Raw genomic sequence first — 25,933 nt, forward strand, 5'->3', positions numbered from 1 at the left:
AAAGTTCTCTTTAAAAAGCTACAATGTGATCATTCATTATTTTTCTCAATTTCTAATGTTTGATCACATTGCCCAACCGATTTCCTACCAGCACATTGAACTCCCCTCATCTGTTCATCTCGACATTAAAAGGATAGATCTAATTCATCCTCAAATTTCGGGCAATAAATTTTTCAAACTAAAATACAATCTGCTTGCCGCAAAACAACAAGGTCTATCAACTATTTTGACTTTTGGTGGGGCTTATTCCAACCATATTGCTGCAACTGCTTATGCAGCTCATCTTTTTGGCTTACATAGTATTGGAATTATTCGTGGTAAAGAGTTAGCGAGTAAGCCTCTTAACCCCACTTTGGCAAAAGCCCAAAGTCTGGGAATGCAGCTACATTTTGTCTCACGCAATGAGTATCGCTTGCGAGATGACGCAAATTATCTTCAAAAGCTAGGTCATCAGTTTCCTGAAACTTTTATTATTCCAGAAGGCGGCACCAATCAGCTAGCAGTTCAAGGTTGTCAGGAAATTCTTAGTGAGTATGATTTAGAGCAATACGATGTGATTTGCTGTGCAGTGGGAACCGCCGGAACGATTTCAGGTCTTATTGAAAGGAGTTCAGCACATCAAAAAGTTATGGGGTTTTCGGCTTTAAAAGGTGACTTTTTACAACAAGAAATTCAACAGTGGACTAAAAAACAGAATTGGTCTCTGACAGATGCTTATTGCTGCGGAGGTTATGCCAAAACGTCACCTGAACTATTTGCATTTATTGAGAGTTTTGAAGCGAAATATGCCGTGCCTCTTGAACCGATCTATACGGGAAAAATGATGTTCGGTCTGTTTGACCTTATAAAGAATCATTACTTTCCTGAAGGAACTCGTATTCTGGCTATTCATTCTGGTGGTTTACAGGCAGATATAAGAAATAAATCACACCAATAATTTACTCATTTTAGTTAAGGTTTTCTCTACGGCAATAAATGTCTTTAGCACGAGTAAGTGCTGACATGGTAGTATATGCCCCTTTTTAATTTTCACGATTAATCGAGAATCTCTTATGTCTAACAGTCATGTCGATGTCATTGTCTTAGGTGCAGGCGCTTCTGGACTCATGTTGGCTGCACATGCTGCTAAACGAGGGCGCTCGGTTTTAATTTTAGAAAAAGCCAACAAAGTTGGTAAAAAGATTTTAATGTCAGGTGGAGGTAAATGTAACTTTACCAACCTGTATGTAGAGCCTGACAACTATATTTCTCATAATGCACACTTTGTCATTTCTGCCCTGTCACGCTATAGCAACTGGGACTTTATTGGGCTGGTATGTGATTATGGAATTGCCTATGAAGAACGTAAACACGGCCAATTATTTACGCTAAACGGCGCTAAAGAAATTTTAGAGATGTTGGTGAGTGAGTGTAATAAAACCAACAATGTTGAAATTAAAACCCATTGTGAAGTTGGACAGATCGACCTATTACAACAAGGCGGTTTTTCTGTACACACCAACCAAGGTCGATTTAGCTGTGAATCATTAGTTGTTGCTACAGGCGGTTTATCCATTCCGACTTTGGGCGGTTCTGGATTTGGCTATGAACTGGCACAAAAATTTGGACATACAGTTTTCCCAACCCGTGCTGGTTTAGTTCCATTTACTTTTTCAGATCATATTAAAGAAGTCACCACACGCTTAAGTGGTAATGCTTTAGATGTGACGTTAAGCAACTCAAAAAATAGCTTTACTGAAGCGTTGTTATTTACGCACCGTGGCTTAAGTGGACCAAGTTCCTTACAGCTTTCTAACTATTGGAATACTGGAGAAAGTTTTAAAATTGACTTTTTCCCAAGCCAAGATTTAACAACTTATTTAAAAGACAAAAAGAAAGCACAGCCGAAAGTTTTATTGCGTACCCTTCTGAATGAATTTACCGCGAAAAGTATTGTACAAGAGCTACAACAACTCATATGGCCAGAGCATAGCGAAACAGCGATTGGTAATATTAGTGATGCACAGCTAGAGCATATTACCGAGCAGTTACATGGTTTTTCGGTTAAACCATCAGGCACTGAAGGATACCGTACTGCCGAAGTGACCTTAGGTGGAATTGATACAACCGAAGTTTCATCTAAAACACTCGAAAGCAAAAAGCAGAAAGGACTGTTCTTTATTGGAGAAGTACTTGATGTAACCGGCCATTTAGGAGGTTATAACTTCCAATGGGCTTGGTCTTCTGCTTATGCAGCAGCACAATATGTTTAAATGCGGAATAAGCTAATTTGCTGCTTTCGCTTCACTCGATGATTTTTCAGCATCACGTGTATGCGTTGTTGCCTGTTTTGATGAGTCAGATTTGCTAAATACAAATTTATAAGCACTTGCTAAAAAACCAACGGTAATCCCAGCAATTACAACAGGTGCTAAAAAACGACCAGGTTTTTTCATCGTATTTTCCTCACTTATTTGTTTTTATAGCTGTCAAAGACAGAACGACCACTCATATAGAGTGGTCGAACTTATCACAAAAATCAAAGATTTTTTGTACGGTTTATCTGAAAATTAGTTCACTCACTAAATTTCATCATTTTCACCAGTAGAGCCAAATGGTTTATTTACAGGTGGTTGTGCTGGGTTTACCTGTGCAGAATCTGCTGGTTTTGCATCAGATGGAACCGCTGACGGTGGAGTTGTCGTAGTTGATGAAGTTGGAGTTGAAGACGTACTCGCTGTTGTTGTAGTAGGTGGTTGATATAAAGGATTTGGATGATTTGCTTCTTTTTTCGCTTTATCAAGCAAATCAGATAGCAATCTTTCTGCTGGTTGGCGACCACCCAGACCAAATGCAAGTGCGAAAGCAACTGCAACTGCGCCTAGAGTTAAACCAAATGCAAGGTTCACAATCGAATCAGCAATACCCATCGCTTTTAAACCAAGCGCAAGAACTAGGCCAATAATTAAGACACGAACCAAACTACCTAACCAACGCGAACTATTATATTCACCACGTTGAACTACGTTCGCCACAACATTTGCAAGCCAGAAACCAATCACCAAAATTACAGCGCCCAATAGAATGTTTGCACCGAAATGGATAAACATTGCGATTAGACCACTAATCTGTTCAAAACCAAGACGGTCAGCAGCTTCAGAAACTGCAAACAACATGGTAAAGAACACAATTAACCAGCCAACAGCACCAGAGACTTTAGTTTGACCTAAAAAGCGTTGTACATCTAATTTTGCTGGAATTTCATCAACACCTGTTCCTGCAATCAGTTCGGCAACCAAGCGTCCAACAAAACGAGAAACAATATAAGCAACAAGTAGAATTAAGCCAGCAGCAATAATATTCGGAATCGCTTGCAAGATTTCATTCAGCATTGCTGTCGCTGGTTGAGAAATGGTCTGAATACCCAAAGCTTCAAATGCCACAATCAATGTCGTAATGATAATAATGGCAAAAACAAATGAACCTAAGAATTTGCCTACATTTGAATTTTTGAAAAGACCAATTTTTTCAGCTTGAGCTTGAACACCTAAGCTATTGATTAGACCTTCAACAATACCGCGTACAATTTTTGCCAAGATATAACCAACAAAAACGATAACGCCAGCAATGAAGATATTTGGTAAGAAGGCAATCGCCTCATTCACCATGTTTTGAACAGGAATAAGTAAACCTGTTAATCCCAAGATTGAGAGAACAATAGGAAGGAAAAGTAATAGTACAAGCCAGTAAAGAATTTCACCGATATTCTGACTGATTCCTCCTACACCCACTTCACTACTTAATTTATCATCAAGTTGCGTTCTAGATAGCACATTGGTGATCCCTGCTCGCACCAGTCGAGCAACAATCCAGCCAATAAAGCCCACCACCACCGCAGCAATAATATTTGGAATGTAAACAAGTACCTGATTCACCATATTGCTAAATGGACCACTTACTCCACTAATGTTGAGTACATTTAAAGCAGCAACAACGGCAAGAATCAAAATAAACCAAAATATGACTTTGGAGACGAGACCTTCTATATTGGGAGTACGCCCTGTAGCTGAAGATAATTTGGCATTGGTATTTAATTTTTGCAGAAGTTTTTTTACCCCTGCTGCTACCACTAAAGCGATTATCCAGCCAACCAGTAAGATGACAATTGCAGCCAAAATAGGATGAAACTGATCCCAGTAATACATCGCATCAAACTGAGCGCCGCGAGGCCCATTAAAAAATTCATTCATATTGTTATGTCCTCAATTGTTATGTTCTTTTCAGTGTTATCAATAAATGAAAAACACCAGTTCGTTGTAAAAAATGACGATAAATGCGGTCTATGTCACCTTATGTTTTGAATATTTTTCAATCAACAACCTTCTGCATAAATACAACAAATTGATGCAAAAGATTGCAAAAAAAGCCTTCAGGGCACATCCTAAAGGCTTTCTATCAAGATATACTGTTGGGCTTACTATCCTTTGTAAGTCTTCAAATCAGGACTACCCATCATGACATGTGGTGTGGTCTCATGTTGAAAAGCTCCTTCTTCTTTAGGCGTTTTGCTATGATCAGCAACCATGTAGACGATGAGTGCAATAAGAAAAAGCCCAACAATAATTAAAATATAAACTGGCAATCTTCTTTTTTTCGCAGTTTCTTCAGGACTCGTCACATGAGGTGGTTTTGAAAAATCATGCATCTTCTTTCCCCTCTTCTATTATCATTAACTTTATAATCATCATAACAATTTGATTTGTTGCATTGTGTGAAAAAGCATTATGCGTAGGTGACTAGGTTTGCAAAACTCTACTTTTAAAATAATAAATTTAGTATAAAATTTAGCCACATTAATTTTGACTATTAAAAATATAATCTCATTTTATTCATCACCTTCTTCAAAACTCGATTTGTAATACAATATGTTTTAGCGCTTACTTTTTATAAAATAGGCTATAATAAGCCCCCTTGTTTTAAAGCTACTCAATTTTATGATGTATCGTCAGCAAAGCGTAACTCTTGATCTCGACACTGACGTCACACATCAATGTTATTTGCATCAAACAAGAGATGAGCATCTCATTGGTATTATTGAATTTAATAAACCAAGCTTCCAGTTAAAATGGGGTGATCTTGAGTATTTCCGTCGCCGTACCGAAGAGTTCTCGGTCATGCCATTCCCTGAATGTGTTAATGCGATGATTGTTGATATTCGTAATATCAATGTATTTCTGGATAATGAAGTCCCGATTTTACCGTGGCGTTTACTTGAAGAAGACTGCCCTGTTCGCTTGGTTGTTCCTCAAGATCGTCTTGAATATTATGCAGGTCTGTTTGAACCAACTTGGCTTTCAACAGATGTCGACAGCGCGATTTCAGAAATTCGTGAATTTATGGATATGTTTGTCCATTAATAAACATATCCATAAAAAGTTTTCTTAAAAATATTTTATTTTCGGTTTTTACCAATAATTTTCTACCGCAATATTTCCCTCACCACGACGATTCATCGTCAAACCACGGCGTTTTAAAGCTTCTTTGGTATCATCTACCATTTGTGGGTTTCCACATAACATAACGTGACTAGTTGCTGAATTAAGTTCCAGACCTGCTGCTTTTTCTAACTCACCATTTTCGATTAAAACCGGTAAGCGCTCATGCAACGGCGCTGATGAGTCTCGGGTAATAATAGGAATAAATTTAAAGCCGTTATGCCCTTCCCCAAACGTTTCAGCAATCTCTTGAATACGATCGACATATGCCAATTCATCTTCCGTACGGACGCTATAAACCAAATTAATCTTTTGATAATTAGACCAAGTTTCAAAGTCTTGTAGCATCGACAAAAATGGAGCCAAACCTGTACCTGTTGCTAATAACCATAAATCATGCGGTAAAGGTTGCTGATAACGCGCCAAAGTCAGGTATCCATAGGGAATTTTTTCTAAATATAGCTCATCACCGACTTGCAAATGCTGTAAATTCGAAGTGAAGGCACCATCTGGTACAACAATTGAGAAGAACTCTAGCGTTTCATCAAATGGAGAAGACACCACCGAATAAGCACGGACAACCAGTTCCTCCCCCACCTTTAAACCTATACGCGCAAACTGACCTGCGGTAAATTTAAAATGCGAAGGGCGAGTCATGGTAAAGCTGAAAAGTGTTGGGGTCCAACGATGAACTGATAAAACTTTTTCTACGCTAAATTTTTCAATTGACATGATTTCAACGTGGCATGAAATAGTGCGCTCATGTTAGCATGACAGCCGAAATAATGAATACTTTTAAACGTTAAGGCTTTTTAAACATGCGGATGACATTACGCCAGTTGGCTGTTTTTGTAGCAGTCGCCCAAGAAGGAACCGTTACTAAAGCCAGTGATGCGGTCAGACTGACGCAAAGTGCAGCTAGTATGGCTTTAGCCGATTTAGAAGACGGCTTAGGTGCTCCTTTATTTGATCGTTTAGGTAAGCGCTTACAGCTTAATGATCTTGGACGTTTTTTACTTCCTCAAGCATTAGAAATATTAGGACGTTGTGAAGCATTTGAACAAGCTGCCAAGGGTGAATTACAAAGTATCGATTTACGTATCGGTGCGACTTTAACCATTAGCGACTACTTAATGCCTGATTTAATGGCTAACTTTTTACAACGTCATCCGCAAGCACATTTACAACTTCAAGTGGGCAATACACGCCAAATGATTGAAGCAGTAAATCAGTTCCAATTAGATTTAGCTTTAATTGAAGGTTCTTGTCACTTACCTCAACTCCAATGTATTCATTGGCGTGATGATGAGTTAGCAGTATGCTGTTCACCAGATCATCCTTTAACTCGTTTAAATCGTCCACTTACGCCTCAAGATTTTCATGATGTAGAATGGATTTTACGTGAAGAGGGATCTGGTACGCGTGAAGTCTTTGATAATGCAATTTTGCAAGATCTACCAGATGCCAACATTCGCTTAACGCTTGGTCACAATGAAGCAATCTTGAAAATAGTGGCAGGTGGCTTAGGAATGTCTTGTATTTCTAGATTAGCGATTGAACCTTTAAGTGAGAAAGGTCAACTCGTTATTTTAGATACACCATTTTGGCAACTGACCCGTCCACTTTATATGCTGGTACATCGCCAAAAATATCAAGGCCCAGGACTTAAAGCATTTTTAAAATTCTGCGATGAAGATCAGGCTTAAAGCCTGATCTTCTAATGCCATCGTGAATCATTTTCACATGGCTCACCGTCATGATCTCCATCCATTTTAGTGTTCGGGCAATTTCTTACAAACCAACGTGCCTCTTCTAAAGAATGCATTTGCGAACAATGCTCACGCCCATCACAATGAAAAGCCGATGTTTCATTATTTACTCGTTCCGAGGCTGGAGCTGTTTGAGGAGTAAATGCTAAAGCCTTTTTCGTTTTCTCAGATAGTTGAATATCCGGCAATTTACCCAAAGCTGCTCGCTGTTCCTTAATAATCTGCTTCTGTTGCTGTATTAATAATTGTACTTTTTCATGTGATGCACGCTGCTGAGCTTGTTGACGATAGTGCAATACAATAAAAGTCACACACGCAACAACAACCAAGATGCCAACGATAAATATACTGATGTACTCACGTGAACTCAGCTTGAATTTGCTGCGTTTAATTTTTCCCCGTTGAACCATATTTCCCCATTCTTTATCTTATTATTCATTTTTAAGAAAATTAAGGGAAATTAATATCTCCCTTAATTCTAAATCACTTAATCTTTCTGAACGCATCAAAACAATTGTCTAGTACATTCATTATTTAAGTGTTTTTAATATATTACATTTAGCTCATTATTAACGTCGGAAATTTGACAATAACTCACTCGTGATCGCTTTATTGTGATCCGCAATTTTATTTTTTTTGGTTTTCGCAGGATTCGTGTCAACACGCTCAATTTTGATCGCTTTAAATTTCCCTTGATTGTCAGCCGCAAGAAATCTCACTTTCTCATTTCTTTTCGGCTCACCTTCTGATGCAGGAAAGTCAGAAATATGAAAGAAAATATCTCCTTCAGTGGTTGAAATAAAACCAAACCCCTTATCGGCGTTATATTGTTTTACTCTTCCAATATAAAACTCTTGTTTCATGATCTTTCCCCTACTTTTCCCATCCAATCGTTGCTGTAAATAAAAAGAGACTTTCAATTCCGCTGTTAAAAAATACGGTTTGATGAAGTCTCTTTTTTTATGACTATTTCAAAAATTAATCTTTTTGAACACTACCAAAAATCTTGTCACCAGCATCGCCTAAACCTGGAACAATATAGCCTTGCTCATTTAAGCCATCGTCAATAGATGCAGTATAAAGCTCAATATCAGGATGCGCTGCTTCAACCTTTGCAATTCCTTCAGGAGCTGCAACTAATACCATAACACGGATATCTTTACATCCACTTGCCTTTAACACATCAATTGCAGCAACCAAAGAGTTACCTGTTGCAAGCATTGGATCAATAATCATTGCAATACGGTTAGCAACATCTGGAACCAGTTTTTTATAGTAAGTACGTACTTCTAGAGTGGCTTCATCACGCTCAAGACCTAACACACTTACTTTTGCACTTGGAATCAGATTAAGTACGCCATCAAGCATACCGATACCAGCACGTAAAATCGGTACAATCGTTATTTTTTTACCAGCAATACGTTGAGTAGTAACAGTTCCAGCCCATCCATCAATTTCGCAATCCACAACTGGTAAATCTTTCGTTGCTTCATATGTCAACAACATAGTCACTTCTTGAGCAAGCTCACGGAAATTCTTAGTACTGATGTCAGCACGACGTAATAAACCTAATTTATGACGAATAAGTGGGTGACGAATTTCTTGAATGGCCACAGATGTTACCTAAAAATATAAAAACGTATTTATTATAATCTTTTTTTAACTATCAATAAAAAAAAGCCTCCATATTTGGAGGCTTTTTTGTACACAAGAATTATTGTTGTTGCGAAAGCATGAAATGTAATGGAGATAAAATTTCTGCTTTTAATGCCAAATTAATCATTGGATCTGGATATACACCCAAAATAATCACTAATGCAGCAGCAGCTAATACCATCAAACCACCCACTTTTTGTCCCCAATGTGCATCAGCATCAATACGAGGAGTTTCAGGTGGAGTCATATACATCACAACCATCACACGTAAGTAGTAATACAAACCAATACCACTACCCACAATAATCATTGCAGCTAAGAACCAGTGTTGAGTCGTTACAGCAGCCATAACAACTAAGAACTTACCAATGAAGCCTGCTGTTAATGGAATACCAGCCAAAGATAACATCATGACTGTTAATGTTGCTGTAAGTACTGGACGGCGCCAGAACAAACCACGGTAGTCTGCAAGGCTTTGAGCTTCATCTACGTTGTTATATGGACTAGACATTAACGCTACTGCACCAAAGGCACCAATAGTTGTTAATACATAAGTCACCACATACACAGTTACGCTACCTAAGCTCGCATAAGTCATGCTGATTAAAGCAATTAACAAATAACCAAAGTGAGCAATAGATGAATAACCCAAAATACGCTTTAAGTTCACTTGGCGAACAGCGAGCAAGTTACCGACTAAAATTGACAATACAGCAATGATTGTCAAAACAGTCACTAACGAGTTCACCATAATTGCGCCAGAAGCAAGCAAATAACGTACGAACAAACCAATAGTCGCAACCTTAGCAGCAGTTGCTAAGAAAGTTGCCATTGGAGCTGGAGCGCCTGCATATACATCTGGTGTCCATTTGTGGAACGGTGCAAGCGACAATTTGAATGCAACAGCAAAGATAATAAGTGCTAAACCTAATAACACCATTGGCTGTTTGATTGCGCCAAATAAAGCTTGAACCGAATCATAGAATGAAAGCGAACCAGTGTAAGCGTAGATATACGCCATACCCATCAACAACATCGCAGAAGCTGTTGCAGAAAGTACAAGGTACTTAATACCCGCTTCAAGCGATTGGCTACGTTGATATGTATAAGCAAGTAAGCCGTATACAGGAATCGACATTAACTCAAGGCTAATAAAGAAAGATGCATAGTGAGAACTTGCAACCATCAACATTGCACCTGCTACAGAAGCAAGTAACAAAAGATAGAGTTCTTCACGGTTGTCTTTATAAGTCTCAATGTAAGCATGAGACAGAGTACAACACGCCAATGATGCAACTAAAATCATGAACTGATAGAACAAAGTAAATGGATCAACCATAAACATGCCCATCACATTTGCCGGTACAAATTTACCGCCAAATAGTTCTAGCAAGATATAAAGTGCAGCAAGGTTTAAACCGACAACAGAAGTTGTTGCGATTAAATTATGGTTACGCTTAATTGATATGAGCAGCATAACGACGACTGTTGTCAACGCAACAATCATCACAGGCGCTAATGGCATAATCGTAGAGAATGATACTGTGAAGTTCATGGTTATTGGATCTCCACATGGTCAAGTTGAGTAGCTGTTTGCTGAACAGTTTCAACGACTTCTTGTACTGGCACATAACTATTGACCAACCACTGCATACTTGAATGAGATACATCCAAGAATGTTTGTGGGAAGATACCAAGCCAAACGAGACCAATCGCACAAATCATCAAAATAACAACTTCACGAGCAGATAAGTCTTTTAATGGACTAGTGTAGTGTTGCTTTTGTTCAGGGTTTGGCTCACCAAATAAAGCACGGTGAATCAAGATCAAGCCATATAAACCTGCAAATACAAGGCTGATAGAAGCAAGAATCGTGAAGGCAGGATATTTATTAAATGAACCCATCAAAATCAGGAATTCACCAATAAAGTTACCTAAACCTGGCACACCAACAAGAGCAGCTACGAAGAACATTAAGAAGAATGGTAAGTATTGGAGTTGACCACGAAGACCACCCATCAAACGCAAATCACGTGTATGCAAGCGCTCGTAGATTTGACCAGACATAATGAATAATGCAGCAGATGACAAACCATGTGCCAACATCATGATCATTAAACCTTGGAAGGTCAAAATATTACCTGCATAGATTGCAAGTAAAATGAAGCCCATGTGTGAAATCGACGTATACGCAAGTAAACGTTTCATGTCAGTTTGCTGGTAAGCACACCAAGCGCCGTAGAAAATACCAATCAAACCGAAAATAATCGCAATATCTGCAAACTGTGCAGAAGCTGCCGGGAAGAATGGAATTACAAAACGGAGCAAACCGTATGCTGCTGTTTTAATCAAGATACCAGCCAAGTCTACAGAACCCGCTGTAGGAGCTTGAGCATGGGCATCTGGTAACCAGCCATGCAATGGAAACACTGGTAACTTCACTGCAAAACCAATAAAGAAGCAGATCATGAAACCATACGCGAAGCCAGCAGGTAAACGATTCGCTACAGCTAATAAATAGTTGTAATCAAAACCGATCATACCAGTCATCATGTAACCATAGACCACAAGGCCAAGGATACCGATTAACATCACTAAACCAGCGATTTGCGTATATAAGAAGAACTTGGTTGCAGCGTAAACACGTGAACGGCCGTTTGAACCTTTATGACCCCATAACGCAATCAAGAAGTAGATTGGTACAAGCATCATCTCCCAGAAGAAGAAGAATAGGAACAAATCGATTGCCAAGAACACGCCAATAACGCCACCTAAACTCCATAATAAGTTTAAGTGGAAGAAACCAACGTTCTTTTGAATCTCACCCCATGAACAACCAACAGCAAGTACACCAAGTAAAGCTGTTAACAACACCATGAGTAAAGATAAGCCATCCACTGCTAAGTGAATGCCAATACCGAGAGATTTAATCCACGGTAAATAGAACTCAGCTGACCAAGTTGGGACTTTTGAGCCCAACTCGTAGGTATAAGTACCACTTTGCCAAAGTGCAAGACCTAGGCCCAACGTAATGAGCATACCAATTAAGGCAATCCAGCGTGGCAAAGTTTTGTCGAGTTTATCGACTAACCAACAAGTAAAACCTGCAATGAACGGAACAAGGATCAGCGCGGGTAAAATTAAATTGTTTTCCATTTTATTTCCCCACTACCTGAATAACGATCAAGATCATCAATAACACCACTACACCGAGTGACATGCTTGATGCGTATTCACGCAATGAACCTGTTTGACGTGAGCTTGTAAAACTGTTTCCGCCTTTAACAAGCGCAGGAAGCACAAGCCACAAGCTATCAATTGGATCACGACCAAATAGTTTGGCGAAGAATAAATAAGGTTTAACAAAAACGATGTCATACAGCGCATCAAAACCAAATGCAGTACGACAAATATGAGCTAAGCCAGCACCAAGACTTGTTTTTGCAAACGACTTCACTGCACCGTAAGCAAATGCAAACAGCCCAACACCAACAGCTAAACCAGCAAGCGCGATACCTACTGCTAAATGCTCTGCCCCATGCATGCCTTCTACAAACTGTTCAGCAACATGGAATTCAGGAATTTTTGCAGTATTTAAAATACCAGCGACTGGGCCTTTTAGGGCAGCGCCCACAAAAGTAGACAATACAGCTAAGATACCTAATGGCGCCCAGTAAGTTGCACCTTTAATCTCATGGTAATGTGTATTTTCTTTACCGAAGAATACAACCCAGATTAAACGGAAGGTATAGATTGAAGTCAGGAATGCACCTGCTACACCAGCCCAATATAAGGTATGGTATAGAGCAATTGATTGACCTTGTACCCAAACTTCACCAAGAATCGCATCTTTTGAGAAGAAGCCGATTGTTAAGAATGGAATCGCTGCTAATGCACCGCCACCAATCGCGAAACATGCAAATAGGAATTTGTTTTTGTAGAACAAACCACCCATTTTGAAAATATTTTGTTCGTGATGGTAAGCAAGAATAACTGCACCAGAAGACAAGAATAATAATGCTTTGAAGAATGCATGAGCCAACATGTGGAACAAGCCAGCTTGATACGCTTCTGCACCGACAGCCATAAACATATAACCAAGCTGACTCATTGTTGAGTAAGCCAAAATACGTTTGATGTCTGTTTGCACAAGAGCAGCAAAGCCTGCAACTAATAAAGTTACAGCACCTGTTACTGAAATGAATTGCATCACTTCAGGTGCAAGCTCAAATACGCTGAATAGACGGCAGCATAAGTACACACCAGCCGTTACCATTGTTGCTGCGTGGATTAATGCAGAAACAGGTGTTGGACCTGCCATCGCATCTGCCAACCATGTTTGCAATGGAATTTGAGCAGATTTACCAGCAGCACCCAAGAACAACATTAACGCAGTCCAGATGGTAAGTGACGAACTCTTCGTCATTACTTCTGCTGCATGTTCAACGATGTACTGAGTATTCAGCGTACCAAATTGTTGGTAAAGCAAGAATAAAGCGATAAGTAAGAATACGTCACCTACGCGGGTAACTGTAAATGCTTTGATCGCTGCCCAACCATTTGCAGGGTTTGCATAATAGAAACCGATGAGCAAGTAAGAGCAAAGACCTACGCCTTCCCAACCTAAGAATAACAACGCTAAGTTGTCACCCAATACAAGCACAAGCATGCTTGCAACGAATAGGTTGAAATAAGAAAAGAAACGCGCATAACCTTCTTCACCACGCATGTACCATGATGCAAAGATGTGGATTAGGAAACCAACACCAGTGATCATGCCCATCATAAGTAAAGATAAGCCATCTAAATGTAAGCTAATGCCAGGAGCGAAACCACCAACATTGAACCATGTCCAAAGGTTTTGAACAAAAACCTGTTGGCCGCTGTTGGTAAATGCCATACCAGCAATCAATGCAAATAATGCAGATAAACCTACAGAACCCACACCAATAATTGCTGCAACATTTTCAGAGAGCTTATCACGCCCTGCCGCCAATAAAATAAAACCGATTAGCGGAAATAATACTGTTAGATATAAATAACTCATCCGCGCATCTCACTAGCAGCATCCACATCCAAATGATGGAAGCGATGATAGAACTGAAGGACAATCGCAAGACCGATACACGCCTCTGCCGCAGCAAGGGTTAAAATCAGAATGAACATCACTTGTCCATCTGGTTGTGCCCATACGCTACCCGCAAGAACGAATGCTAACGCAGCAGCATTCATCATGATTTCAAGACTCATTAACATAAATAGTAGGTTGCGTCGCACCATTACACCGTAAAAACCGAGTGCAAAAAGAATGGTTGCAACAATCAAACCATGTTCTAAAGGGATCTGGCCCATTATTCTTTTTCCTCTTCTGCACCTGGTTCACGTTTACCTAAGTGGTATGCTGCAACAAGGGCTGCTAGCAATAACATCGCGGCAACTTCAACCAATAATAAGTAGTGAGTAAAGAGCGCTTGACCAACAACTTTTGGTCCAATTACTTGTGCTCCAAGTGGTGCAGAGATGGTTGTATATTCACCACCAAGCATCCAAACTAAAAGTAAGCCAAGTAAAAAGCTCATGAGTGCTGGATATGCCCAAGCATCTGAAGAAAGCCATTTACGCTCTTGTTCTACAGTGTGTTGCCCTAAGTTAAGCATCATCACCACGAATACGAACAAGACCATAATTGCACCAGCATAAACAATGATTTCGAGGGCGCCAGCAAACGGCGCACCTACGATCATGAAAATACCAGCAACTGCAAGTAATGAAACAATCAGACTAAGCAATGCATGTACAGGGTTCGTGTTAGTAACTACACGAACCGTAGAAACGATGGCCACGAGCGCCATCAAATAAAACGGCCACATCATGGTAATAGACTCCGTACATCGATTGGTGCACTTTCTTTTTGTGCTTGACCTTTCTCTTTACCGCTAACAGCCATACCAGTTACACGGTAGAAGTTGTAGTCTGGGTATTTACCTGGACCTGAAATGAGTAAGTTTTCTTTCTCATATACAAGGTCTTGACGTACGTATTCGCCCAACTCGAAATCTGGAGTCATTTGAATCGCTGTCGTTGGACATGCTTCTTCACACATACCGCAGAAAATACAACGAGAGAAGTTGATACGGAAAAACTCCGGATACCAACGCCCATCTTCTTTTTCTGCTTTTTGTAGTGAAATACAGCCAACTGGACATGCAACCGCACAAAGGTTACATGCCACACAACGTTCTTCCCCATCTGGGTCACGCGTTAATACGATACGACCACGAAAGCGTGGCGGCACAATTTGTTCAGCCGGTACTTCTGGATATAAAATCGTGTCACGTTTACGCGTTGCATGGCTAAATACCATAAACAACGAACGTACAATTGATCCGAATCCAGCTAGAAATTTATACATTTTGTACTCCCTGCTGTCCTAGGCCTGATTCATCAGAATCACAGCACCAGTCACTAACAAGTTGACCAACGCCAATGGCAAACAAATTTTCCAACCAAAGTTCATGACTTGGTCATAACGTGGGCGCATTAAAGAACCACGTGCCAATACAAACATCATTACAAAGAATGCTGTTTTAATCACAAACCAGAATACTGGTGGAACAAATGGAATTTCTAAATTGAATGGCGCTAACCAGCCACCAAAGAATAAAGTCACGATCAATGCAGAGATAAGTACAACGTTGACATATTCAGCAACGAAGAACATACCCCATTTCATACCGCCATATTCAACATGGTAACCTTCAGCCAATTCTTGTTCTGCTTCTGGTTGGTCAAATGGATGACGGTGAGTTACCGCAACACCAGCAACCACAAAAATCAAGAAACCTAAGAATTGTGGAATAACGAACCAAACATCGCGTTGTGCTTCAACAATTTCACGAAGGTTGAATGAACCTGCAATTGCAACCACACCCATTAACGAGATACCCAAGAACACTTCATAAGAAATGGTTTGAGCAGCTGAACGTAAGCCACCAAGCAATGAGTATTTGTTATTTGAAGCCCAGCCACCAAATAAGACTGCATAGACTGCAATACCAGCCATTGCCATAAAGAACAACAAACCGATGCTCATGTCGGCAACACCCAGCGAAGGACTCACTGGGATAACCATGAACGAAAGCACCGCAGTTGCCATCGCAACTGCCGGAGCTAAACGGAAAGTTAATTTATCAGCAAATTTTGGTGTCCAGTCTTCTTTGAACATGATCTTGAGCATGTCGGCAACGATCTGGAACATACCACCAGGACCAACACGGTTTGGACCATAACGGTCTTGCCACCAAGCAAGTAAACGACGCTCAATAAAAGACATCAACGCAGCAACAAGAACAACAACAAGCAAAATCACAACTGCTTGAACAACTGCATAAGCAATTGGCCAGTTCTCAGCCCAAAGTGGCGTTTGACGTATAATTTCTTGATTCATGAATTACACTCCTAAAGCCACTGAAACAGGCTCAGCTAACGATACTGTTGGTGCTAAACCAACTGGGTACCCGATATAACCTGTAGGTAAGTATTCAATTACTTGTACAGGCAAGCTCACTGTAGTTTCGCCTGCTTTAACTGTAATGCGTTGGCCTTCTTGCAAATTCAAACGCGTTGCGTCTTGCTCACCAACTGCAAACATAGCTTCTGGAATACGAGTTTCCATTGCAGGTGTTTTAATCGTGAATTCACCAGAACCAAAGATGTGGTGCATTGGTACAAGACGGAAGCTTTCAGGGTTTGCAACTACAGCAGTTGGAGCAACATAGCTACGTGCTGGACGTTTTGCTAAACGATCGAATAAACGAACGCCCGAATCACCACCTTTTAAGTGACCGCCCACTTCATCTTGGTATTTGTTCCAAGATTGTGGAGAGTTCCAACCCGGAGCCCACGCAAATGGTACAAGTGAAGATGCATTTTGTGGACCTACATAACCTTCCATAGAGAATGTTAATGCTGAGTCTGGATCTGTTGGCTGTTTAGGTTCATGAACCGATAAAGGTGCACGAATTGCTGTACGACCAGAATAACGACGTGGTTCACGCGCAATTTTCAAACCATGTACACGGTAGCCTGCATCTGGTGCAACGTCTTGAATTGCTTCAAGTACCGGAACATTTTTAACGATAGTTTCAATAACATCATCAAGCAATGTCCAATCAACTGGCTTACCTTTAAGGCCAGTTTCAATGGCATGCAACCAACGCCAAGATTCTTTAATCGCGTATTCAGGCTTGTAGTAGCTTGGATCGTAAACTTGGTAGAAGCGCTGTGCACGGCCTTCTTGGCTTACAACAGTACCATCACCTTCAGCAAAGCTTGATGCTGAAAGTACAATATCAGCCTGTTTCACAGTTTCTGTTTCGCTGTGATCAAGCACAATTACTGTTTCAGCTTTATCAAGTGCTGCTTTAACTTGAGCAGCCGGTAAGCGACGGAACAAGTCATTTTCAACAATCACAAGTGTGTCGTAGTCTTGAGCAAATGCTTGTTCAAGGCTTAAACCGCCAAACAATGCCAAGCCCATAGAGTTCACTTCAGGAACAACAAGGCTTAAACCAGCTTTTGAACCAAGGTTTTGCGTTAACTCTGCCGCAGCTTCCATAATTGAAGCATCTTGCAAGCTCGTACCCGCAATAATTAACGGTTTGTTTGCTGCTTTTAAAGTGTCGGCAATAGTTTGTGCAAATGCTTTTGCATCGTCATCTAAACCACTTACAACTTCACCTTTAACTGCTGCAGCAACTGCAAAACCTAAACGCGCGATGTCATTTGGAGATGCAACCACTTCACCAGTCGCAACATCGGCAAGACGAGTTTGAGTTGCAGCCAAGATATAGATCGGAGACTTCGCTTCCTGACCAATACGTTGTACAGGCTCAGCCAACCAATCTGGCGTACGTGTTTTTGCAGCCATTTCGCGAGCTTTGTTTTTCGCAGCTTGACGAACTGACAATGCCATACGAGGTGCAGTTTGAGTTAAATCTTCACCCAAAATTAATACTGCATCATAGCCTTCAATTTCACGCATGTTCGGGTTGTAAATACCCTCTGTTTGCATGATTGAAGCTGCAAGCTCAACAAGATTTTGCTCTTTTTGTGCAACACCTGTTGAATAGTTTGCTTGGCCTACAAGTTCACGTAATGCGTAGTTTGATTCTAAACTTGCACGTGGTGAACCAATACCTAAAACTTTCTTACCTTCAAGTTTCGCAATTGCCTGATCTAAAGCTTGGTCAACTGAAACAGTTGCTACTGTTTCACCATTGCGGAATTGAGGTTGACGCGGACGATCTGCACGGTTTACATAACCTGTGCCAAAACGACCTTTGTCACAAAGGAAGTATTGGTTAACCGAACCATTAAAACGGTTTTCTACACGACGGATTTCACCATAACGCTCACCCGGAGAAATGTTACAACCCGAAGAACAGCCATGACACACGCTTGGTGCATATTGCATATCCCATTTACGGTTATAGCGTTCTGAGTGAGTCTTGTCGGTAAATACACCTGTTGGACATACTTCAGTCAAGTTACCTGAGAATTCAGACTCTAAAGTACCTGATTCTGGGCGACCAAAGTAAACGCGTGACGCATTGGCATATACACCAAAGTCTGTACCACCCGCATAGTCTTTGTAGTAACGAACACAACGGTAACAAGCAATACAACGGTTCATTTCATGCGCGATGAATGAGCCGAGTTCTTGATTGTAGTGTGTACGCTTCGTAAAACGATAGCGACGACGGTCGTGACCTGTCATTACAGTCATATCTTGTAAATGACAGTGACCACCCTCTTCACATACTGGACAGTCGTGTGGGTGATTCGTCATTAAGAATTCAACAATAGACGCACGGAAATCCGTAGCTTCTTTGTCTTCAATCGAGATATAGGTATTGTCAGATGCTGGCGTCATGCATGACATCACAAGACGTCCGCGCGTATCTTCAGGATTTGCATACTGAGTTACGGCACATTGACGGCAAGAACCAACCGAACCTAAGGATGGATGCCAACAAAAATATGGGATGTCGATGCCCAGACTCAAACATGCTTGTAGCAAGTTTTCCGAGCCGTTGACTTCATACGATTTTCCATCGACATGAATTGTAGCCATAGTCGAATTCCTTAAGCTTGTTCTACGTTGCTGGTTTGCACGACAGGACGATTCGTCACTTTCGCTTCAAACTCACCACGGAAATGTTTGAGTGCGCCCATAAGCGGCTCCATCGCGCCTGGTGCGTGGGCACAGAAAGTTTTACCAATCCACAATTTACGAGTTAACTCTTGTAAATGATCGATATCTTCTTTCTTACCTTCACCTGTCTCAAGTGCTTTAAGCGCTTTAACAGCCCATGGCAAACCATCACGGCATGGTGTACAGAAACCGCATGATTCGCGCGCAAAGAACTCTTCTAAGTTACGAGTGAGCGATACCATACATTGAGTTTCATCTACCACCATCAACAAACATGTTCCCAAACGAGAACCTGCTTTCATAATAGTGTCTGCATCCATTGGTAAATCAATAGTATCTGCAGGTAAAAAGTCAGTAGACGCACCACCTGGTAACCATGCTTTAAGCTTTAAGCCTTCACGCATACCGCCGGCATGATCTTCAATTACTTCACGAGCAGTCGTACCAAATGGAAGTTCCCAAAGACCAGGGAATTTAACTTTACCTGACGCACCATAAATCTTAGTGCCTGGATCTTTTGATTTACCAGCTGATAAACCGATATACCACTCTGGACCACGAAGCATGATTGCTGGCAAGTTGTTATAAGTTTCAACGTTGTTCACAATCGTAGGACGACCCCATGCACCAGCAACTTGCGGGAATGGTGGTTTTGTACGTGGGTTAGCACGGCGGCCTTCAAGTGAGTTAATCAATGCAGTTTCTTCACCGCAGATATAACGACCTGCGCCTGTATGCACGTGTAACTCGAAGTTCCAGCCAGAACCTAAAATGTTGTCACCTAAGTAACCTTTAGCGCGAATTTGGTCAAGCGCTTCATTTAGGTATTGTGCAGCCTCGATGTATTCGCCACGAATGAAGATATAACCTTGAGTTGCTTCTAAGGTATAACCTGCAATCAACATACCTTCGATCAATTGGTGAGGAAGTTTTTCCATCAACAAACGGTCTTTAAAGGTACCCGGTTCCATCTCATCGGCGTTACAGATTAAATAACGTGGGCCACCATCATTTGGTGCCATAAGAGACCATTTGATCCCTGCTGGGAAGCCTGCACCACCACGACCTTTTACAGTTGCAGCTTTAATGACATCTAACACTTCAGCAGGTTTCATACCTAATGCTTTTTTAAAGCCTGCATAACCTTCAAGTGCTTCGTAATCGTCAGCGCTACGTACTGCTTCTTGTTTGCTTAAACGCCAAGTCAGTGGATGAGTTTCCGGATTACCGTCGCCATAAATTGGTTTTGGTTCGGTATTCATACATACTTCTCCAATAACTGTTTGATTGATGTCACTTCCACTAAACCGTGAGTATCTTCATCAATCATTAACGTTGGGCCTTTGTCACAGTTGCCTAGGCAGCAAATTGGTAGCAGTGTAAAACGACCATCTGGTGTCGTCTGACCATACTGAATACCTAATTCACGCTGGAATGCTTCAGCAAGTGTTTCAGCACCCATTAAGAAGCAAGCAATTGAGTCACAAAGCAAAATTACGTGACGACCTACCGGATGGCGATAGATACGGTTGTAAAATGTTGCAACACCTTCCAAATCAGCAACACTCATCGACAACAACTGTGCGATGGCATTCATTTGAGCGTCATCTACCCAACCATTACGGCGCTGTACGCACTTCAAAGCATCCAAAGAGGCTGCACGTGGGTACGGATAGTGACCAATGTGATGTTCGATGTCGTGAATTTCTTCCGCAGTCAAAATTCCTTCAACATTCACACGTGGTTTTTTATCAGTCAAAATCATCATTATGTGTTACCTCTTAGCGATCCACGTCAGCCATAACCACGTCAATGGTCGCCAGATAAATGATTAAGTCAGATACTAAACTTCCGTTAATCACTGAAGGCATTTGCTGTAAGTGAGTAAACGTCGGTGTACGAATACGAGTACGATAACTCATGGTCGCTTTATCTGAAGTCAAGTAGTAAGTACTTGCACCTTTCACAACTTCGGTCATGAATGATGATTCACCAGCAGGCATAACAGGACCCCATGACACGCTCAAGAAGTGCGTAATCAAGGTTTCAATGTCTTGTAATGTCTTATCTTTTGGTGGTGGCACAGCCAATGGGTGATCCGCTTTATATGGACCAGAAGGCATGTTATCCAAACACTGTTTGATAATTTTGAGTGACTCAGTAATTTCACGGAAGTGAACAAGTACACGAGCGTATGCATCGCCTTCATACTCAACTGGCACATCAAAATCAAAGTTTTCATAGCCACTGTATGGACGATATTTACGTACGTCGAAATCAATACCTGTTGCACGTAAACCAGTACCAGTTACACCCCATGCAAGCGCAGATTTTGCATCGTATTGAGCAACATTACGTGTACGACCAATAAACACAGAGTTTTTAAGTGCAGCTGTGTAGTATTCGTTCAAACGTTTAGGCATCCACTCTAGCAATTCTTTAACAAGTTTTTGCCAGTTGTTTGGAAGGTCGTGTGCTGTACCACCAATACGGAACCATGCTGGATGCATACGGTAACCCGTGATTGCCTCAACAATGTCGTAAACTTTTTGACGGTCTGCGAACATATAGAATACTGGTGTCATACCACCGGCATCCTGAATTGCCGTACCACAGAATAACAAGTGGTTATTAATACGGAACAATTCGTTCAACATGACACGAATCACTTGCGCACGTTCAGGAACTTTAATACCTGCCATTTGCTCTACAGCCATGACATACGGCATGTTTTGAGCACAACCACCTAAGTAGTCGACACGGTCAGTATAAGGAATGAAAGAATGCCATGTTTGACGTTCAGCCATCTTTTCCACACCACGGTGGTGATAACCGATATCAGGTACACAGTCCTTCACTTCTTCGCCATCTAACTGCAATACAACACGGAACGCACCGTGCGCAGATGGATGGTTAGGGCCCAAGTTCAAGAACATGAAGTCTTCGTCAGCGTTACCACGCTTAAGACCCCAATCTTCAGGTACAAAGCGTAAGTGTTCCTGTTCGAAATCTTGCTTCGCTTTGTCTTGCATGTACGGCGTATATTCTGTCGCACGTGCTGAATATTCTTTACGAAGCGGATGACCTTCCCAATAAGTTGGCAACAAAATACGACGGAGCATTGGATGCCCTTCGAAATTGATACCGAACATATCGTAAGCTTCACGTTCATACCAGTTGGCATTTGGCCAGATATTTGTCGCTGTCGGGAGGTTAAGATCATTTTCGTTCAAGGCAACCTTGATACGAATGTCACTATTACGCTCAAGCGATAATAAATGATAGAACACAGTGAAGTCAGATGCTGGTAAACCATCACGATGTTGACGTAAACGCTCATCCATCGCTGATAAGTCAAACAGCATTACATAAGGACGTTCCACTTTACGCAGGAACATGAGGACTTCTTGCACGCGTGCGCGCTCAACCCAGACTGTTGGAAACTCTTCAAAAGTCGCCTGCACATAGAAGTTCTCACCAAACTTGGTTTTGAGCTCTTCTACGATTGCAAATGCTGGGCGTGAATCAACTGGTGTTGATTCTGGCATAGCAATGTCAGTTTCAGCCATTGGCTTGGCTTCCTATTTAATACAAATTCTGTCAATTTTCTCGATGAACATATCGGTTAGATATGTCAAAACACCGTCAAAAAATTATTTAATCTCATCCATAGAGCGTAAGTTTTTAACGGCAATACGCTGCGCATTCTTACGATCACGTTCTGGCATCATCTTTGGCTTATACACTGGCTGAAGATCATCACCAATCACGGCAGAAAGCGGGCGTCGCTCTAATTGAATCTGGTCTTGCAAAAGCATTAATGCTTGAATTAATGCTTCAGGACGAGGCGGACAACCTGGGACGTACACGTCAACAGGAATAATTTTGTCTACACCTTGTACTACTGAATAGATGTCGTACATACCTCCAGAGTTTGCACAAGCACCCATCGAAATAACCCATTTAGGTTCTAACATTTGTTCATACAAACGTTGAATAACCGGAGCCATTTTTACAAAGCAGGTACCTGCAACAATCATCAAGTCAGCCTGACGAGGTGAAGCACGAATAACCTCTGCACCGAAACGGGACAAGTCATGCACGCCTGTTAAAGTCGTTGCATATTCAACGTAACAACATGAGGTACCAAAGTTAAATGGCCACAAAGAGTTTTTACGTCCCCAGTTTACTGCTGTATGCAAGACATCCTCTAAGCGAGTCATGAATACGTTTTTATTCACTTCCTCTTCTAGCGGATCAGTCACAATTTGACGTTCTTGCAATGGGTATTGATCAGCATCCGGATTCGCGCGGGTCAGAGTATATTTCATCCCGACTTACTCCTTTTCAGATGACAATGCAGGTGTAGTTTTTGACTTAACACGACCTGATGATTGGGCTGGAATCTGGCCTGTAGGGTCAGTTACGAGCTCTTCAATAGAGTTAAAGCGTGTAATTTCAGCAATATTCATTGTTGGTGAACCAACTTTGATCTTTTCACCTGCTGATTTACGACGATCTGCTGGTGACCAACTTAAGGCACCTACAGAGAAGGCATAAACAAGCGCAATCAATAGATCAACGACAAAGATCACAACAGTGGTATATCCCAACCACCCTACTTCACGCACAGAAGTAGACCATGCATAGAGGTAAAGTGCCTCTAAATCGAATACAACAAAGAAAATTGCAACTAAATAGAACTTTGCAGACAGGCGAATGCGAGCGCCACCAGCACTCACGACACCTGATTCAAACTGCTCTTGCTTAGCACGTCCCCACGATTTTCCCCCGAGGAGTAAGGGAACTGTGAGCATAAAGACGCAAAGAAATGTAACGCCGATCACGAAGGCGATAATCGCCCAGTCGTATGGAGTAATGGCACTCATGCGGGGATAACTCCTGGCAGGCCTATTATTTAACAAAGAATGTATGTATTGGCCTTTGAATACACCAAACACAAAATTAATCCCGCCAATTGTACCTGATTTCTAATTTCGCATGCTAGTTGAAGCGTCTTAGTCTTTTGGATGATTTTCTAATCAAAAGTATTCATCTATGTCTTGTAGAGGGGGTTTCACCGTTCATAATCGGTTTATTTGATAGTTTTTATGCTTGTGATGATTTTTTTCATTTTTTGATTTTTAATATTATTTGAACAATCGCTCATTTGGTCAAATTAAACAACTTACTTTTTTATAATATTAAGCGGTTTTTTATTGTATTCATCTTCTGCTCTGAATTATGATGAATGTTTAATCATGCATAATATTTATTACTCTTGGATAAGGGTATTTATCATTAAGGGCAGCTGATGCCATACTCACTTCGTGAACTTTCATTTTCTTCCTTCCTGAAATTTTTCATTCTATTTACGATCATTGTTTCGATATGCTGCTTTATTGGAATTGCATCTCGGCCCCTTAGTTTTCTGGCTTTTTTCTGGCCGGCCAATTCAGTTTTATTAGGATTACTAGTTCGCTATCCTCAAACACGTAAGCTCGGTACTTTTCTTGGTGCATATACTGGATATATTATTGCCGACCTTATTCAAGGCACACCATTTTTACTGACTATTATCCTAACAACATCTAACTATATTTATGTTGTTACTTCTTTAGTGCTGTATCTATGTTTAAGTCAACACATTAGATCTGCTCATCGTGGTTATTCTTACCTTTTTTTATTCGGGTTATGTGGCATAGGCAGTTTAGTTGGCGCTTTATTTGCCGCGACTTTTGTGCCTATGTTTAATACCAAGTTTATGCTTGGCAGCTTTTGGGCTGAGTTTGGTTACTGGATGACATCAGAACTACAAAATGCCCTACTCTTACTTCCTATACTGCTCAATATCCCTGCTTACTCCCAGATAAAACGTTATTTTAATGGTCATCGGGAGCATATAAGCATTATCGACTTATTGCCTTTTTTAGCTGTATTAATTTCAATTACAGTAAGTTATTACGACTCTGGGCCAGGTTCTTTACTCTATCCAATCGCAGCTTTAGTTTGGTGTGCTATACGCTACAAACCTATTGTAGTCGCCCTAATTACCTCATTTACCAGTGCTTATATTATTTACCATGTCTCTGGTCATTATTTATTACTTTATCCAAATGAATACTTAAGCAATACCATCTCAATTCGTATTGGCTTAATTATGATGACGCTTGCACCTCTGACTGTTTCTAGTATTAGTGCACTTCACTCTGAGTTAATTCAAAAACTCCAACATGCTATTGCCCATGATGAGCTCACATCTAGTTTAACTCGACGTCAATTTTTACAATCAGTTCGTATACTTCAAGAAAAAGTTCAAAAGGAAAATAAAACATCTGCTTTTTTTATGCTAGATGTCGATCATTTTAAGAAGGTAAATGATAGTTATGGCCACCTAATTGGAGATCGAGCCTTACAAACCTGTGTAACCACTATACAAAATATTTTGCACCCTCATGATTTACTAGGACGTTTTGGTGGCGAAGAGTTCGCAATTTTTATTCCTGATACTAATAAAGAAGCCGCTTTTGAGCTCGCCGAAAGAATACGTACCAAGATTAGTCAGCAACCGATTTATGTTTATGGGAAATTACCTATTTTTGTACAGGTCAGTATTGGTATAAGTCTATATTCACCAAATCACCATCGGTCTATTGAAAGCCTGTTTAAAGAAGCCGATGACGCACTCTATCAAGCTAAACGCCAAGGACGTAATCGGGTTTTTATTTCTTTGTAATATTTTAAAGTCATCATCTAGTGTAATGAATTTTATACAATAACTTCTGTTTTTGCCATGTATGCTAATAACAGATAATAAG

25 protein-coding genes are annotated in these 25,933 nt (G+C 40.8%); 5 read left to right on the plus strand and 20 right to left on the minus strand.

Annotation, left to right across the window (positions count from 1 at the left end):
• Nucleotides 1-55 precede the first annotated feature (55 nt).
• Together B554_RS0104090 and B554_RS0104095 are read left to right on the plus strand one after the other, a co-directional pair.
• Nucleotides 56-937, plus strand: coding sequence for a 1-aminocyclopropane-1-carboxylate deaminase/D-cysteine desulfhydrase (locus B554_RS0104090; protein ID WP_019457072.1), 882 nt, complete (start codon nucleotides 56-58; stop codon nucleotides 935-937).
• Between the two features lie 115 nt (nucleotides 938-1,052).
• Nucleotides 1,053-2,252 (plus strand): NAD(P)/FAD-dependent oxidoreductase, encoded by a 1,200-nt coding sequence (locus B554_RS0104095; protein ID WP_019457073.1) that lies wholly within the window; start codon nucleotides 1,053-1,055, stop codon nucleotides 2,250-2,252.
• Between the two features lie 12 nt (nucleotides 2,253-2,264).
• Here B554_RS0104095 and B554_RS0104100 read toward each other — a convergent pair whose 3' ends face one another.
• From B554_RS0104100 to B554_RS0104110, 3 genes are all read right to left on the minus strand, one after another.
• Nucleotides 2,265-2,435, minus strand: a complete 171-nt coding sequence (locus B554_RS0104100) for a hypothetical protein (protein ID WP_019457074.1) — start codon at nucleotides 2,433-2,435, stop codon at nucleotides 2,265-2,267.
• A gap of 126 nt (nucleotides 2,436-2,561) precedes the next feature.
• A complete protein-coding gene (locus B554_RS0104105) occupies nucleotides 2,562-4,229 on the minus strand; it encodes a mechanosensitive ion channel (RefSeq protein WP_019457075.1) in 1,668 nt (555 codons plus the stop codon).
• Nucleotides 4,230-4,456: 227 nt separating this feature from the next.
• Nucleotides 4,457-4,684, minus strand: a complete 228-nt coding sequence (locus tag B554_RS0104110; protein ID WP_004703475.1) for a hypothetical protein — start codon at nucleotides 4,682-4,684, stop codon at nucleotides 4,457-4,459.
• Nucleotides 4,685-4,976: 292 nt separating this feature from the next.
• Here B554_RS0104110 and B554_RS0104115 point away from each other — a divergent pair, with 292 nt between their 5' ends.
• Nucleotides 4,977-5,396, plus strand: coding sequence for a hypothetical protein (locus tag B554_RS0104115; RefSeq protein ID WP_171057774.1), 420 nt, complete (start codon nucleotides 4,977-4,979; stop codon nucleotides 5,394-5,396).
• Between the two features lie 48 nt (nucleotides 5,397-5,444).
• On the opposite strand, the gene B554_RS0104120 is transcribed toward B554_RS0104115, so the two are convergent.
• The gene (locus B554_RS0104120) at nucleotides 5,445-6,206 is read right to left on the minus strand and encodes a ferredoxin--NADP reductase (protein ID WP_019457076.1); all 762 of its coding nucleotides are present in this window, start codon (nucleotides 6,204-6,206) and stop codon (nucleotides 5,445-5,447) included.
• A gap of 86 nt (nucleotides 6,207-6,292) precedes the next feature.
• Between B554_RS0104120 and gigC the strand changes: the two genes are divergently transcribed.
• Complete coding sequence (gene gigC, locus B554_RS0104125) at nucleotides 6,293-7,180, plus strand: LysR family transcriptional regulator GigC (RefSeq protein WP_004703480.1); 888 nt, start codon at nucleotides 6,293-6,295, stop codon at nucleotides 7,178-7,180.
• Nucleotides 7,181-7,191: 11 nt separating this feature from the next.
• Here the strand turns inward: gigC and B554_RS0104130 are convergent, their stop codons facing one another.
• The 16 genes from B554_RS0104130 to ndhC all read right to left on the minus strand — a co-directional run bounded on the left by B554_RS0104130 (nucleotide 7,192) and on the right by ndhC (nucleotide 24,004).
• A complete protein-coding gene (locus B554_RS0104130) occupies nucleotides 7,192-7,653 on the minus strand; it encodes an excalibur calcium-binding domain-containing protein (RefSeq protein ID WP_019457077.1) in 462 nt (153 codons plus the stop codon).
• Between the two features lie 159 nt (nucleotides 7,654-7,812).
• Nucleotides 7,813-8,106: a cold shock domain-containing protein gene (locus tag B554_RS0104135; protein WP_004703483.1), complete on the minus strand. Its 294-nt coding sequence runs from the start codon at nucleotides 8,104-8,106 to the stop codon at nucleotides 7,813-7,815.
• A 115-nt stretch (nucleotides 8,107-8,221) separates the two neighbouring features.
• Nucleotides 8,222-8,857: a uracil phosphoribosyltransferase gene (gene upp, locus B554_RS0104140; RefSeq protein WP_019457078.1), complete on the minus strand. Its 636-nt coding sequence runs from the start codon at nucleotides 8,855-8,857 to the stop codon at nucleotides 8,222-8,224.
• Between the two features lie 100 nt (nucleotides 8,858-8,957).
• Nucleotides 8,958-10,454: an NADH-quinone oxidoreductase subunit NuoN gene (gene nuoN, locus B554_RS0104145; RefSeq protein WP_019457079.1), complete on the minus strand. Its 1,497-nt coding sequence runs from the start codon at nucleotides 10,452-10,454 to the stop codon at nucleotides 8,958-8,960.
• A gap of 2 nt (nucleotides 10,455-10,456) precedes the next feature.
• Nucleotides 10,457-12,055: an NADH-quinone oxidoreductase subunit M gene (nuoM, locus tag B554_RS0104150; protein WP_019457080.1), complete on the minus strand. Its 1,599-nt coding sequence runs from the start codon at nucleotides 12,053-12,055 to the stop codon at nucleotides 10,457-10,459.
• Between the two features lies 1 nt (nucleotide 12,056).
• Nucleotides 12,057-13,946 carry an NADH-quinone oxidoreductase subunit L gene (nuoL, locus tag B554_RS0104155; protein ID WP_019457081.1) on the minus strand — a complete coding sequence of 630 codons (1,890 nt, stop codon included), beginning with the start codon at nucleotides 13,944-13,946 and terminating at the stop codon, nucleotides 12,057-12,059.
• On the minus strand, nucleotides 13,943-14,251 hold the full coding sequence (nuoK, locus tag B554_RS0104160) for an NADH-quinone oxidoreductase subunit NuoK (protein WP_000529822.1): 309 nt from the start codon (nucleotides 14,249-14,251) through the stop codon (nucleotides 13,943-13,945). Before nuoK ends, nuoL begins: the two co-directional genes overlap by 4 nt.
• A complete protein-coding gene (gene nuoJ, locus B554_RS0104165; protein WP_014205902.1) occupies nucleotides 14,251-14,769 on the minus strand; it encodes an NADH-quinone oxidoreductase subunit J in 519 nt (172 codons plus the stop codon). Before nuoJ ends, nuoK begins: the two co-directional genes overlap by 1 nt.
• Entirely contained in the window at nucleotides 14,769-15,311 is a 543-nt protein-coding gene (gene nuoI, locus B554_RS0104170) for an NADH-quinone oxidoreductase subunit NuoI (protein ID WP_004703498.1), read from the minus strand. Before nuoI ends, nuoJ begins: the two co-directional genes overlap by 1 nt.
• Before the next feature lie 18 nt (nucleotides 15,312-15,329).
• Complete coding sequence (nuoH, locus tag B554_RS0104175) at nucleotides 15,330-16,346, minus strand: NADH-quinone oxidoreductase subunit NuoH (RefSeq protein WP_004703499.1); 1,017 nt, start codon at nucleotides 16,344-16,346, stop codon at nucleotides 15,330-15,332.
• A 3-nt stretch (nucleotides 16,347-16,349) separates the two neighbouring features.
• Nucleotides 16,350-19,034: an NADH-quinone oxidoreductase subunit NuoG gene (gene nuoG, locus B554_RS0104180; protein WP_004703501.1), complete on the minus strand. Its 2,685-nt coding sequence runs from the start codon at nucleotides 19,032-19,034 to the stop codon at nucleotides 16,350-16,352.
• Nucleotides 19,035-19,045: 11 nt separating this feature from the next.
• The gene (gene nuoF / locus B554_RS0104185) at nucleotides 19,046-20,377 is read right to left on the minus strand and encodes an NADH-quinone oxidoreductase subunit NuoF (protein ID WP_019457082.1); all 1,332 of its coding nucleotides are present in this window, start codon (nucleotides 20,375-20,377) and stop codon (nucleotides 19,046-19,048) included.
• Entirely contained in the window at nucleotides 20,374-20,883 is a 510-nt protein-coding gene (nuoE, locus tag B554_RS0104190; RefSeq protein WP_003653477.1) for an NADH-quinone oxidoreductase subunit NuoE, read from the minus strand. Before nuoE ends, nuoF begins: the two co-directional genes overlap by 4 nt.
• Before the next feature lie 13 nt (nucleotides 20,884-20,896).
• Nucleotides 20,897-22,684, minus strand: coding sequence for an NADH-quinone oxidoreductase subunit C/D (gene nuoC, locus B554_RS0104195; protein ID WP_004703507.1), 1,788 nt, complete (start codon nucleotides 22,682-22,684; stop codon nucleotides 20,897-20,899).
• 84 nt (nucleotides 22,685-22,768) lie between these two features.
• Nucleotides 22,769-23,446 (minus strand): NuoB/complex I 20 kDa subunit family protein, encoded by a 678-nt coding sequence (locus B554_RS0104200; RefSeq protein ID WP_002050353.1) that lies wholly within the window; start codon nucleotides 23,444-23,446, stop codon nucleotides 22,769-22,771.
• Nucleotides 23,447-23,452: 6 nt separating this feature from the next.
• On the minus strand, nucleotides 23,453-24,004 hold the full coding sequence (gene ndhC / locus B554_RS0104205; protein WP_004703510.1) for an NADH-quinone oxidoreductase subunit A: 552 nt from the start codon (nucleotides 24,002-24,004) through the stop codon (nucleotides 23,453-23,455).
• A 425-nt stretch (nucleotides 24,005-24,429) separates the two neighbouring features.
• Here ndhC and B554_RS0104210 point away from each other — a divergent pair, with 425 nt between their 5' ends.
• Nucleotides 24,430-25,851 (plus strand): GGDEF domain-containing protein, encoded by a 1,422-nt coding sequence (locus B554_RS0104210; RefSeq protein WP_019457083.1) that lies wholly within the window; start codon nucleotides 24,430-24,432, stop codon nucleotides 25,849-25,851.
• Nucleotides 25,852-25,933: the final 82 nt, after the last annotated feature.

This window comes from Acinetobacter sp. GG2 (assembly GCF_000292385.1).
Taxonomy (GTDB): Bacteria; Pseudomonadota; Gammaproteobacteria; order Pseudomonadales; family Moraxellaceae; genus Acinetobacter; species Acinetobacter seifertii.

Coding starts and splice junctions, on each gene's coding strand:
- B554_RS0104090 (WP_019457072.1), top strand. CDS start 56: ATGTTTGATCACATTGCCCAACCGATTTCCTACCAGCACATTGAACTC.
- B554_RS0104095 (WP_019457073.1), top strand. CDS start 1,053: ATGTCTAACAGTCATGTCGATGTCATTGTCTTAGGTGCAGGCGCTTCT.
- B554_RS0104100 (WP_019457074.1), bottom strand. CDS start 2,435: ATGAAAAAACCTGGTCGTTTTTTAGCACCTGTTGTAATTGCTGGGATT.
- B554_RS0104105 (WP_019457075.1), bottom strand. CDS start 4,229: ATGAATGAATTTTTTAATGGGCCTCGCGGCGCTCAGTTTGATGCGATG.
- B554_RS0104110 (WP_004703475.1), bottom strand. CDS start 4,684: ATGCATGATTTTTCAAAACCACCTCATGTGACGAGTCCTGAAGAAACT.
- B554_RS0104115 (WP_171057774.1), top strand. CDS start 4,977: ATGTATCGTCAGCAAAGCGTAACTCTTGATCTCGACACTGACGTCACA.
- B554_RS0104120 (WP_019457076.1), bottom strand. CDS start 6,206: ATGTCAATTGAAAAATTTAGCGTAGAAAAAGTTTTATCAGTTCATCGT.
- gigC (WP_004703480.1), top strand. CDS start 6,293: ATGCGGATGACATTACGCCAGTTGGCTGTTTTTGTAGCAGTCGCCCAA.
- B554_RS0104130 (WP_019457077.1), bottom strand. CDS start 7,653: ATGGTTCAACGGGGAAAAATTAAACGCAGCAAATTCAAGCTGAGTTCA.
- B554_RS0104135 (WP_004703483.1), bottom strand. CDS start 8,106: ATGAAACAAGAGTTTTATATTGGAAGAGTAAAACAATATAACGCCGAT.
- nuoN (WP_019457079.1), bottom strand. CDS start 10,454: ATGAACTTCACAGTATCATTCTCTACGATTATGCCATTAGCGCCTGTG.
- nuoM (WP_019457080.1), bottom strand. CDS start 12,055: ATGGAAAACAATTTAATTTTACCCGCGCTGATCCTTGTTCCGTTCATT.
- nuoL (WP_019457081.1), bottom strand. CDS start 13,946: ATGAGTTATTTATATCTAACAGTATTATTTCCGCTAATCGGTTTTATT.
- nuoK (WP_000529822.1), bottom strand. CDS start 14,251: ATGGGCCAGATCCCTTTAGAACATGGTTTGATTGTTGCAACCATTCTT.
- nuoJ (WP_014205902.1), bottom strand. CDS start 14,769: ATGTGGCCGTTTTATTTGATGGCGCTCGTGGCCATCGTTTCTACGGTT.
- nuoI (WP_004703498.1), bottom strand. CDS start 15,311: ATGTATAAATTTCTAGCTGGATTCGGATCAATTGTACGTTCGTTGTTT.
- nuoH (WP_004703499.1), bottom strand. CDS start 16,346: ATGAATCAAGAAATTATACGTCAAACGCCACTTTGGGCTGAGAACTGG.
- nuoG (WP_004703501.1), bottom strand. CDS start 19,034: ATGGCTACAATTCATGTCGATGGAAAATCGTATGAAGTCAACGGCTCG.
- nuoF (WP_019457082.1), bottom strand. CDS start 20,377: ATGAATACCGAACCAAAACCAATTTATGGCGACGGTAATCCGGAAACT.
- nuoE (WP_003653477.1), bottom strand. CDS start 20,883: ATGATGATTTTGACTGATAAAAAACCACGTGTGAATGTTGAAGGAATT.
- nuoC (WP_004703507.1), bottom strand. CDS start 22,684: ATGGCTGAAACTGACATTGCTATGCCAGAATCAACACCAGTTGATTCA.
- B554_RS0104200 (WP_002050353.1), bottom strand. CDS start 23,446: ATGAAATATACTCTGACCCGCGCGAATCCGGATGCTGATCAATACCCA.
- ndhC (WP_004703510.1), bottom strand. CDS start 24,004: ATGAGTGCCATTACTCCATACGACTGGGCGATTATCGCCTTCGTGATC.
- B554_RS0104210 (WP_019457083.1), top strand. CDS start 24,430: ATGCCATACTCACTTCGTGAACTTTCATTTTCTTCCTTCCTGAAATTT.